Origin of the sequence: Halomarina litorea (assembly GCF_024227715.1) — an archaeon.
Classification (GTDB): Archaea; Halobacteriota; Halobacteria; order Halobacteriales; family Haloarculaceae; genus Halomarina; species Halomarina litorea.
Window position 1 is genome coordinate 1111928 of record NZ_CP100448.1, and the last position, 9708, is coordinate 1121635.

At 67.9% G+C, this 9708-nt stretch carries 13 protein-coding genes; 9 read left to right on the top strand and 4 right to left on the bottom strand.

From position 1 onward, the window contains the following. Positions 1-6 precede the first annotated feature (6 nt). A complete protein-coding gene (locus NKG96_RS06135) occupies positions 7-813 on the bottom strand; it encodes an RIO1 family regulatory kinase/ATPase domain-containing protein (protein WP_254537607.1) in 807 nt (268 codons plus the stop codon). A 164-nt stretch (positions 814-977) separates the two neighbouring features. Between NKG96_RS06135 and NKG96_RS06140 the strand changes: the two genes are divergently transcribed. From NKG96_RS06140 to NKG96_RS06150, 3 genes are all read left to right on the top strand, one after another. Further along, entirely contained in the window at positions 978-1760 is a 783-nt protein-coding gene (locus NKG96_RS06140) for a DUF7537 family lipoprotein (RefSeq protein WP_254537608.1), read from the top strand. Between the two features lie 66 nt (positions 1761-1826). Then, entirely contained in the window at positions 1827-2969 is a 1143-nt protein-coding gene (locus tag NKG96_RS06145; RefSeq protein ID WP_254537610.1) for an acyl-CoA dehydrogenase family protein, read from the top strand. Positions 2970-3055: 86 nt separating this feature from the next. After that, positions 3056-3331, top strand: coding sequence for a DUF6199 family natural product biosynthesis protein (locus NKG96_RS06150; RefSeq protein ID WP_254537611.1), 276 nt, complete (start codon positions 3056-3058; stop codon positions 3329-3331). Positions 3332-3388: 57 nt separating this feature from the next. Here the strand turns inward: NKG96_RS06150 and NKG96_RS06155 are convergent, their stop codons facing one another. Continuing rightward, positions 3389-3916 carry a GNAT family N-acetyltransferase gene (locus NKG96_RS06155; protein ID WP_254537612.1) on the bottom strand — a complete coding sequence of 176 codons (528 nt, stop codon included), beginning with the start codon at positions 3914-3916 and terminating at the stop codon, positions 3389-3391. Between the two features lie 23 nt (positions 3917-3939). Further along, positions 3940-4461, bottom strand: a complete 522-nt coding sequence (locus NKG96_RS06160) for a hypothetical protein (protein ID WP_254537613.1) — start codon at positions 4459-4461, stop codon at positions 3940-3942. 137 nt (positions 4462-4598) lie between these two features. Between NKG96_RS06160 and nth the strand changes: the two genes are divergently transcribed. Then, positions 4599-5282, top strand: coding sequence for an endonuclease III (gene nth / locus NKG96_RS06165; protein WP_254537614.1), 684 nt, complete (start codon positions 4599-4601; stop codon positions 5280-5282). Positions 5283-5298: 16 nt separating this feature from the next. On the opposite strand, the gene NKG96_RS06170 is transcribed toward nth, so the two are convergent. Then, positions 5299-5793 carry a DUF7321 family protein gene (locus NKG96_RS06170; protein ID WP_254537615.1) on the bottom strand — a complete coding sequence of 165 codons (495 nt, stop codon included), beginning with the start codon at positions 5791-5793 and terminating at the stop codon, positions 5299-5301. 97 nt (positions 5794-5890) lie between these two features. Between NKG96_RS06170 and NKG96_RS06175 the strand changes: the two genes are divergently transcribed. From NKG96_RS06175 to NKG96_RS06195, 5 genes are all read left to right on the top strand, one after another. Further along, positions 5891-6733, top strand: coding sequence for a DUF7319 domain-containing protein (locus NKG96_RS06175; RefSeq protein WP_254537616.1), 843 nt, complete (start codon positions 5891-5893; stop codon positions 6731-6733). Positions 6734-6802: 69 nt separating this feature from the next. Further along, positions 6803-7483, top strand: coding sequence for a halocyanin domain-containing protein (locus NKG96_RS06180; protein WP_254537618.1), 681 nt, complete (start codon positions 6803-6805; stop codon positions 7481-7483). Further along, positions 7483-7869: a DUF7318 family protein gene (locus tag NKG96_RS06185; protein ID WP_254537619.1), complete on the top strand. Its 387-nt coding sequence runs from the start codon at positions 7483-7485 to the stop codon at positions 7867-7869. The genes NKG96_RS06180 and NKG96_RS06185 overlap by 1 nt, the downstream gene beginning before the upstream one ends. Continuing rightward, positions 7869-8705, top strand: coding sequence for a Rieske (2Fe-2S) protein (locus NKG96_RS06190; protein ID WP_254537621.1), 837 nt, complete (start codon positions 7869-7871; stop codon positions 8703-8705). The genes NKG96_RS06185 and NKG96_RS06190 overlap by 1 nt, the downstream gene beginning before the upstream one ends. 29 nt (positions 8706-8734) lie before the next feature. Next, positions 8735-9535, top strand: a complete 801-nt coding sequence (locus tag NKG96_RS06195; RefSeq protein WP_254537622.1) for a cytochrome b — start codon at positions 8735-8737, stop codon at positions 9533-9535. Positions 9536-9708 lie beyond the last annotated feature (173 nt).

Sequence of the window (9708 nt, forward strand, 5' to 3'; positions counted from 1 at the left end):
GTCGAATCAGGCACCCGCCGTCGCGTTCTTCTCTATCTCGCCCTTGACGCTCGCGGCGTCGAAGTCGTGGTCCGGGCGGATGTTGACGAAGTCGAGGAAGTCCTCGGCGGCGAGCAGGTCGGTGATGGGATAGTGCTCGCTCGCGGCGGCGACCACCCGGCGCGGCCCGATGCGGGGTTCGAGTGCGGCCATGGCACACGCGAGGTCGTACGCCCGCGCCTGGTCCGCCGCGTCCGCGCGGACGCTCGTCGCGTCGATGAGATAGAGCGTGTCGCGGGCGACGAGGACGTTCTCCGCCCGCAGGTCGCCGTGTGCCAGTCCAGCGGCGTGCATCCGCGCGAGGGCGCTGAACAGGTCCGGCGCGTAGCGGCCCACCTCGTCGGGCGTGAGGTCCGAGAGCGTGCGGAACTCGGGAAGGTACTCGACGACGAGGACGCCCAGTCCCTCGTGGGCGAACGCCTCGACGGGTTCGGGGACGTGCAGGCCGATGTCGCGCATCTTCCGGGTCGCCTCCAGTTCGCGTTCGGCCATCTCCAGGGGGTCCGCGACGTGTTCGAAGAACCCCTCCCGGCCGCTGGAGAACGCCCCGAGGTTCCGGCCTGTAGTGAGGACGGCGTGGAGGAGGGAGTGCTGGTCGGTCATCACCTTCACGAACCAGCGGCCGTTGACGACGAAGGGCGTCGACAGCCAGTTGTCGGCGTCGAGGAACTCCACGCGGAGGTCTGACTGGCCGTAGCGTCGGCCCACCTCGCGGGCCACCCCCTCCAGCAGGTCCCACTCGACCTGCCCCTTCAGCAACCGCCGGAACGCCATTGTCGTCTCTGACACCCCCCGACGGTATGAGTGTGTTGCCACCCCGTGTCGAGCGACGGCGCGAGGACGCGAGGACGTGACGACGCGACGGGTGCGGGGGACACGGTGAGGGCGGGCGCCCCCCGCGGCGAGACGCCTTTCGTACTGGCCGCCCATCGTGACGTATGCGACGGGCCGCACTCGCCTGCGTCGTCCTCCTCGTGCTCGCCGGGTGTAGCGCCGGGGGCGGGTCGTCCCCGACGGCGACGCCGGCGGCCGTCCCCACCGACCGGCCCGTCCCGCCGGGACTGGGCGAGGAGTCGGTGGCCAACGCCTCGGCGCTCGTCGACGCCCACGACGCCGCCCTTTCGGGGACCTCCTTTACCGTCCGCCGGGAGTACCTCGTCCGGGCGCCGAACGGGACGGTGTACGTCCGCGAGACGGTGACCACGCTCGTCGGGGCGGACGGGACCTACCGGCACGTCGAGGACCGCGACGTCTCGCCCGGGGCGGTGTTCGGCGAAGAACACGTCGAGTCGTGGTCCGACGGGAACCGGACGCTCCTCCGGTACGGGCGCGACGACGCGCGCGTCCTCGAACTCTCGCCCGGCCACGGGGCCGACCGCCGGGAGTTCCTCACCCGGCCCGACGGGGGGCGGTTCCGACCGCTCCTCACCGGCGACGGGCGGCGCACGGTCGAACGCGTCGAACGGGATGGCGAGACCCGGTTCCTCGTGACGGTCCGCAGCGAGTCGCCCGTAGGCGTCGGCGCGCCCCGTCCGCGCGGGTTCGTCGCCGACACGCCGTTCACCTACGAGTTGGTCGTCGGGATGGACGGCGTCGTCCGGTCGATGGCGGTCCGCTACGAGGGGCACTTCCTCGACGGCGGGGACGCGACGCTCACCTTCACGGTCCGGTACGTCGACGTGGGGGAGACGACCGTCGAGCGACCCGCGTGGGCCGCGTGAGCGTCGTCAGTGCCGTCGCGCAACACTTGCCGGAGCGTTTATGGGCGTCGCATTGCGATTCCCCGCATGGACTTCAGCCTACCCTCCGAGCACCGGATGATTCGCGACACCGTCCGGGAGTTCTGCGAGGAGGAGATCGCCCCCATCGCGCAGGACATCGAGGACGAACACCGCTTCCCCGAGGAGGTGTTCGAGGCCCTCGCGGACCTCGACATGATGGGCGTCCCCGTCGCCGAGGAGTACGGCGGCCTCGGCGGCGACCAGTTGATGTACGCGCTCGTCACCGAGGAACTGGGTCGCGTCTCCGGTTCCATCGGCCTCTCCTATGCCGCCCACACCTCGCTGGCATCGAAGCCCATCGAGGCCTTCGGCACCGAGGAACAGAAAGAGCGCTGGCTGACACCCCTCGCCTCCGGCGAGTACCTCGGTGCGTGGGCGCTGACCGAACCCGGCAGCGGGTCCGACGCGAGCGACATGGACACCCGCGCCGAGAGAGAGGGCGACGAGTACGTGCTGAACGGCACGAAGCAGTTCATCACGAACGCGAACGTCGCCGGCTCCATCCTCGTGAAGGCCGTCACGGAACCCGGCGCGGGCTACGACGGCATCTCGACGTTCATCGTCGACCCGCGCGAGGATGACGGCTTCGAGGTCGTCACCGTCTGGGACAAGATGGGCCTGAACGCCTCGCCCACCTGCGAGATCAAGTTCACGGACTGTCGCATCCCCGAGGGCCGGCTTCTGGGGGAGGAGGGCGACGGCTGGGACCAGACGAAGAAGACGCTCAACGGCGGGCGCATCTCCATCGCGGCGCTCTCGACCGGCCTCGGGCAGGGTGCCTTCGAGGCGGCACGCGACTACGCCAAACAGCGCGAGCAGTTCGGTCAGCCCATCTCGAAGTTCGACGCCGTCCGCGACATGATCGTCGAGATGGACCGCAAGATAGAGCGCTCGCGCCTGCTCACCCACAAGTCCGCGACGATGTACGACGACGGGGAGGACGTCACCCGCATCTCCTCGCTGGCGAAACTCGACGCCAGCGAGACGGCCCGCGAAGTGGGTGAAGACGCGATTCAGGTCCTCGGCGGCTACGGCTACACGACCGACTTCGCCCCCCAGCGGTTCACCCGCGACGCGAAGCTCATGGAAATCGGCGAGGGCACCTCGGAGATTCAGCGCCTCGTCCTCGGGCGCGAACTCGGCCTCTGAACGCCAGGGGTCGACTGTCCTCTCGCGACCTGCTCACACACCGCTCGACAGGTATTTGCGCTAAACTGTCCGCGTATACGTGACGTATGGACCTCACCCTCCTCCAGTTCGGCCCGGACCCCACGATGGGTCCTGGCTTCGACGGCTTCTTCACGATGTTCCGCCTGTTCGGCCTCGTCTTCGCCGTGATGGGTATCCTCGCGGTCCTCTTCCCGCGCGGGATGGGGACCCGGCGTATCCGCACGAACACGGGCTACGAGGCGTCCGTCGAACCGACCGGCGTCCAGCAGGTGGCGACGCGGGTGATAGGCGCGGTGTTCGCCGTCATCGGTCTCGCGATGGTTGCGGGCGTGTTTCCGTGAGCGAACGAGAACGGGAAGCGCAGCGAAGCCGTGCGATCCAGCTCTCGTAGCGCCGGCTCACTCCCGCTTCTCGTCCGCGAACCGCCGCCAGCAGTCGACGTCCACGTACGCTCCCTCCACGAACGCCTCGCGTTCGAGGGTGGCCTCCCGCTCGACCCCCGCCTTCTCCAGTACGCGCTCGGAGGCCGCGTTCGTGGCGTAGGTCCGCGCCGCCACCTTGTTCAGCCGTCGCTCGCGGAAGGCGTAGTCGACGAGGAGTTCGACCGCCTCGGTGACGTAGCGGTTCCCCCAGTGGTCGGGGGCGGCGGTGTAGCCCACCTCCGCGCGGCCCCACGGTTCGACCCCCCCGTCGAGGCTCACGAGACCGACCCGCTCCCCGTCGACGCGGGCGAGCGAGACGACGCTGTCGCTCTCCCCGAGCGACTCGAACCACGGCTCCTGTGACCGCCGGTTTCTGGGGACGTCGCCGGACGTGGACCGCCGCACGTCGGGGTGGTTGCGGAGGTCGACGAGGAAGGGCCGGTCGCCCTCCTCGACGGGACTCAGTCGGACGCTGTCACCTTCGAGGAACGTGGCGTCGGGCATACGCGCTCCCACGCGGCGGACGGCTATCTCGCTTCCCGTCTGACAGGCGTCTCCGTCTCGTCGGCGTGGCGGCGGTACAGCGCCTCGCGATACGCCCCGACGAGCAACTGGTCGAGACCGCAGGCGAACAGCGCGAACCCGCCGAGGAAGGCGGCGACGGTCCAGAAGTCGAACAGCCCGAGCGACGAGGGGTCCCGGAGGGCGCCGAGCGCGGCCAGCGCTCGCCCGATGCGCTCCAGCGCGCGGAAGAAGCCGTCGCCGGCGACGGTGAGGACGCCCGCGCCGCCCACCGCGGCGAAGACGGCGGCCGTCTGGACGACGGGACCGGGGCGGCGGTCGTCGAGTGCCGCCCGGAGGCGGTCGGGGTCGCCCGCCCGCACCGGGCGGGTCCTGAGTTGTCGGCGAAGCTGGTAGCCGAACGCGAGGCCCACCAGCGCCCAGAGGACGCCGGCGAGTCCATCGAGGAGCGTCGTGCGGTCGAGGAGGAAGTAGAGGCCTGCCGCCGAGAGGAGGAGTGCGACGGTTCCGGCGCGGGGGAGGTGCACCACGCGTCGACCTGGCGACCCGGACATACCCGCGAGTCGGGCGACGGGGCGTATGAACTCGTCGGGTATGAGTCCTAATCCGGCGGGGACCGCCCGCGTAGCGACACGCCCAAGTCCGGGCCGCGCGGGGTCCCCGCATGGGCGTTCCCCTCGACAGCCGTGAGGCGCAGGCAGAGGAGGTCGTCGACCGCCTCCGCGAGGCGTATCCGGACTCGACCATCTCGCTGAACTACTCGAACCGCCTCGAACTCCTCGTGGCGGTGGTCCTCTCGGCGCAGTGTACCGACGAGCGCGTGAACTCCGTGACCGAGGACCTCTTCGAGACCTACCGCACGCCGGAGGACTACGCGAACGCGACACAGGACGAACTCGCGGACGCCATCTACGGCATCACGTTCCACAACAACAAGGGCGGCTACCTGCAGGGCATCGGCGAGCGAATCGTCGAGGAGTTCGACGGCGAGGTGCCCGACACGATGACCGACCTCCAGAGCCTCCCCGGCGTGGGGCGGAAGACGGCGAACGTGGTGCTCCAGCACGGTCACGATATCGTGGAGGGCATCGTCGTGGACACGCACGTCCAGCGCATCTCCCGGCGACTCGGACTCACGGAGGAGGAACGGCCCGAGGCCATCGAGACGGACCTCATGACCACCGTCCCCGAGGATCACTGGCAGCAGTTCACCCACCTGCTCATCGACCACGGACGGGCGACCTGCACGGCCCGGAACCCCGACTGCGCCGACTGCGTGCTGGAGGACATCTGTCCCTCCTCGAAACTCGACAGCGAGGTCGACCTCGCCAGCGGCGAGCCGTGGTGAGCAGCTCGGAGAGGAGTCAGAACAGCACGTCGTACTTGCTGACGTACCGTCCGATGCCGATGACGTAGGCCAGGAGCCAGAAGAAGACGTAGCCGAAGACGCCGACCCGGAGTCGTCGCCGCCAGAAGCGCATGTTCTCGTCGCCGATTTCGTCGAGGAGGACGTCCTCGTCGTAGTCGTGGTAGAGGTCGTGTTCCCACTTCGCCCGGAAGATGCGGACGATGCCGGTCCCGCCGAAGCCGAGCATGGCGTACGCCTGCAGGCCGAAGAAGGCGTGGATGGCGGCGAGGCCGCTCAACTGGTCAAACAGTCGAGGGGCCATCCAGAACACGACGGGGACCGTCGTGAGCGTCAGGCCGGTGACGATGAACTTGAGGTGGTAGGTGAGGACGTCCCACGTCACCTCCTCGGCGTCGATCATGATCCACGCGCCGTAGAGGAAGAGGGGGAACGAGAGGGTCACCGCCCCGGCGACGAGCGTCGCGATCTGTCCGTCGCTCAGCCCGAACATACTCGATGTTCGACCGGCGGGCGCTTGAGGGTGCCGGAAGCGGCGTCCCCGCCGGTCCTCGGAAACGATAAACCGCTCGCGGCCGTACCCGTGGCACATGGCCGACCCCGACTCCGCCCCGTCCACGGACGACGAGCGGACGGTCCCCGACGGGTCGCGTCCGGACGACTCCTCCGAGAACTTCGAGGACGACCTGTCGCTGGAGGAACTCCGCGCGCAGGTCGAGGAGAAGTACGACTTCGACAACTTCGGCCCGCGGGACATGGCGCAGATGACGGCCCGCGAGTGGGACGCCGTCTTCGACCCCGACTCGTGGATCACGGGTCCCGAACTGCTCGACCGGGTCGAGGCCGACGTGAAGACCCGCGTCGTCCAGCGAGACGTGTTCGCCCGCGTCGAACGCTTCTCGGACCCCGACCGACTGGTCGCGTACTCCGACGAGGGGTACGCCGTCGTCTACGAGGACGGCACCGTCGAGGGGATGGGGACGGTCCTCCGGGACGTCAAGCCCTCGGTGGCGCTGGCCTCGATGGACGACTACGACGTGCCCGAGATGCCCGAGGGCGAGGTGCTGCCTCGACCGCTGGAGGTGCCCGAGGGGACCGGCGAACTGGGCAATCAGGTGTTACAGGTCGTCGCGGGGGTGCAGGTGCTGATGGGCGTCGCGCTGGTGTTCTCGCCGCTCGTCGTGGACCTCGGGCGCTCGTGGGTGGTGGCGCTGGTCGCCGGACTGGGATTTCTCGTCATCGGCGGCCTCCTGTTCCTCGTCGTCGCCAACGCCAGACTCTCCGATAAGTTCCGGGCCGAGGAGTACCGCAACCGACTCCGCGCGGTCGGGCTGGACTCCGACGAGCGACCGGCCTTCTTAGACGACCTCGAACGGGGGCGACTGCCGGGGCGCGACGGGGGCGAATCCGACCTCGACGAAGAGTCGGCCTGAGGGGCCACAGCGCCGCTCTACGCGCGTTCGGTGGGTTTATACGAACACGACACCGAATCCGTGACGTGCATGAATAGACGGGAATTTCTCATGACCGCCGGCGGCACCGCCGGTGCCGTTGCCGCCTCGGGAGCGGCCACCGCACAGGAGGGTAACAACTCCAGCGGCGGAAACGGTTCGGGCGGCGGCGGTGGTGGCGGGAGTAGCGGTCCCATCGACTACGGTGGGTGGTTCTCGGACGTGCCCTACTGGGGCGGTCCCGGCAGCACGCAGGACATGACGGGCCAGTCGGAGGTGACCATCGAGGTCGGCGCGGACGCCAACGACGGCCTCTCCTTCGCCCCCGCTGCGGTCCAAATCGACGAGGGGGCGACGGTCATCTGGGAGTGGACAGGTGCGGGCGGCGCGCACAACGTCGAGGCCGAGTCCGGCGCGGACTTCGCCTCCGAGATCGTCGGCGAGGAGGGCCACACCTTCGAGTGGACCGCCAACACCACCGGCGTCGTGCCCTACTTCTGCAACCCTCACAAGGGCCAGGGGATGAAGGGCGCGCTCGCCATCGGCAGCGACCTGCCACGACAGGCGGCGGGCGGTGCGGCGACGCCGGTCGACCCCGAGCACATGGGTGTCCCCATCCAGGCGCACTTCGTGGGTCTGGCGACGGTGCTGATGGTCGTCTCGTCGCTCATCTTCACCTTCTTCCTCCTGAAGTACGGTGAGAGTGCCCACACGAAGGGAGGGAACAACTGATGAGTTCCGGAAACAACTCCTACGGCGATATCCACCGCTACGAACCGGCCCGCGAGAGCACGGCGGCGGCCATCGCCATCGTCCTGCTGACGGTCGTCGAGATCGTGTTCGTCGGGATGTTCAGCTACGGCCTCGCCACCGGGTGGGGCTTCGACGAGTTCGGAAACATGTTCCTCGGCGGCCTGCTGGCCGTCATCTTCGTGGACCTCGCGTTCATCCTCCTGCTGTACCGCAAGGAGTTCTTGCCCGACGTGATGGTCGTCAAGAAGCGCCGTCGCAAGTGGGAGGACCTCTACATCCGCGAGGAGGACATGTATGGTACCGACTCGACCGGTGACGCCTGGGAGAGCGTGAAACGTGCGGTCTACCCCTACTACAAGAAATAATGGCTGACGAAGACAAGTATCCGAGCGAAACCGGCCGCCGGCGCTTCGTGAAGGGCGTCGTCGGCGCTGGCTCCCTCGCCGCGGTGGGGACCGGTGCCGCGGCCGCTATCAACACCGCCACGTCGCCGACCGGCGCGGGCGGTGGTATCACGACGTTCAAGGGAATCGCCAACACCGACGGCCCCGCCCCGCGCGGGATGCCCATCGTCCCCGTCGAGATTCAGGACGACGGCACGATCAAGGGGGTCTGGCCGGAGGTGAAAGAAGTCGAGGAGGCTGGCCGGACGATCCAGATCGCCGAGATGGAACTCGGTGGGGTGACCTACACCTCCGAGTGGTTCCAGTACTGTGGCGTCCAGACGTACGCCGGTATCCAGCCGAGCTACGAGTCCGACAACCTGTTCAAGTCCGCACCGAGTCCACCGTACGCCTGGCAAGAGGAGGTCTATGGTGAGGGAGACCCCATCAACATCCGTGACTTCCAGGACTACCGGACGTTCAGCACGGGCATCGGCAAGGCCGGTCTCGGCAAGCCCGCCATGTGTACGTGGCGCTCCGAGGAGGGCGAGAACACCATCCCGGTGCAGGTTCTCCGCGCCCCGCAGGTCGAGCGACTGGCACAGGAAGACGAGTTCATGGCCGCCGCGACCGACCAGGGCGTGATGGCGTGGCTCGACAAGTGCACCCACTTCTGCTGTGTCCCCGCCTACAAGGCGTACGCGCAGTCCGCGAACTTCGGCGCGGCGAACAAGGTGTACTGCCAGTGCCACCAGTCGGTGTACGACCCGTTCGAGATCGTCGAGAAGTCGTTCGTCGCCCTGCCCCGTCCGGAATGAACAAGACGACCCACCACTAGCACAACACAATGAGTCTGGAACGAAAGGACGAACACGACCACAAGGGCTGGATGAAGGGCCGCGAGCTCTCTCCCGTCGAGAAGGGCTACCTCACGGTGCTCATCTGGCTCGACCGGCGTCTGCGCATCGTCGATTACCTCGAGATTCTCGAGAACCTCTACTACAAGGCGAACCTGCAGATGCCGAAGAGTCACACCGAACAGTACAACCTCGACAACAAGTTCTGGTACTGGTACCCCCTGTACGCGCTCGGGTCGTTCAGTACCATCGCCTACGTAGTAGCCGCCATCAGCGGTGCGTTGCTCGGCTTCTACTACTCGCCGTCGACGGCGGCGGCCGAGACTGGGACCGTCGCGTACTCCTCTATCACGTTCATCATGACGGAGCTGAACTTCGGGTTCCTGCTCCGGTCGCTCCACCGGTGGAGCGCGCAGGTGATGGTCGCGGCCGTCTTCCTGCACATGCTGCGGGTCTACTTCACGGGCGCGTACAAGGAGCCGCGCGAACTCAACTGGATCATCGGCATCGTGCTCATCTCGCTGACGATGGTCTTCGGGTACACCGGCTACCTGCTCCCGTGGGACCAGCTCGCCTTCTGGGCCGGCCAGATCGGCGTGGAGATGTCGCTGTCCATCCCGCTGGCCGGCGAGTGGGTCGCACAGCTCCTGTTCGGCGGGTTCACCCTGAGCCAGAGCACGCTCATGCGGATGTACATCCTGCACGTGTTCTTCCTGCCGTTCATCACGACGGCGCTCATCGCCATCCACATCGGTATCGTCTGGATGCAGGGCATCGCCGAGCCCCACTGATTCGGCGCTCTCGCGGCGCACTTCGCCGCTCTTCTCGGTTCGTCGCGTTCCACACCCGCTGGCCGCTCGATACCGCGCGGTCCGCCGGACGGTGACGACCCCGAGAGCACGACGGAAACCGCCGAGAACGCCGGGACGGCGGCGCGGCTAACACAACCTTGATGATTGGCGGG

Coding starts and splice junctions, on each gene's coding strand:
- NKG96_RS06135 (WP_254537607.1), bottom strand. CDS start 813: ATGGCGTTCCGGCGGTTGCTGAAGGGGCAGGTCGAGTGGGACCTGCTG.
- NKG96_RS06140 (WP_254537608.1), top strand. CDS start 978: ATGCGACGGGCCGCACTCGCCTGCGTCGTCCTCCTCGTGCTCGCCGGG.
- NKG96_RS06145 (WP_254537610.1), top strand. CDS start 1,827: ATGGACTTCAGCCTACCCTCCGAGCACCGGATGATTCGCGACACCGTC.
- NKG96_RS06150 (WP_254537611.1), top strand. CDS start 3,056: ATGGACCTCACCCTCCTCCAGTTCGGCCCGGACCCCACGATGGGTCCT.
- NKG96_RS06155 (WP_254537612.1), bottom strand. CDS start 3,916: ATGCCCGACGCCACGTTCCTCGAAGGTGACAGCGTCCGACTGAGTCCC.
- nth (WP_254537614.1), top strand. CDS start 4,599: ATGGGCGTTCCCCTCGACAGCCGTGAGGCGCAGGCAGAGGAGGTCGTC.
- NKG96_RS06170 (WP_254537615.1), bottom strand. CDS start 5,793: ATGTTCGGGCTGAGCGACGGACAGATCGCGACGCTCGTCGCCGGGGCG.
- NKG96_RS06175 (WP_254537616.1), top strand. CDS start 5,891: ATGGCCGACCCCGACTCCGCCCCGTCCACGGACGACGAGCGGACGGTC.
- NKG96_RS06180 (WP_254537618.1), top strand. CDS start 6,803: ATGAATAGACGGGAATTTCTCATGACCGCCGGCGGCACCGCCGGTGCC.
- NKG96_RS06185 (WP_254537619.1), top strand. CDS start 7,483: ATGAGTTCCGGAAACAACTCCTACGGCGATATCCACCGCTACGAACCG.
- NKG96_RS06190 (WP_254537621.1), top strand. CDS start 7,869: ATGGCTGACGAAGACAAGTATCCGAGCGAAACCGGCCGCCGGCGCTTC.
- NKG96_RS06195 (WP_254537622.1), top strand. CDS start 8,735: ATGAGTCTGGAACGAAAGGACGAACACGACCACAAGGGCTGGATGAAG.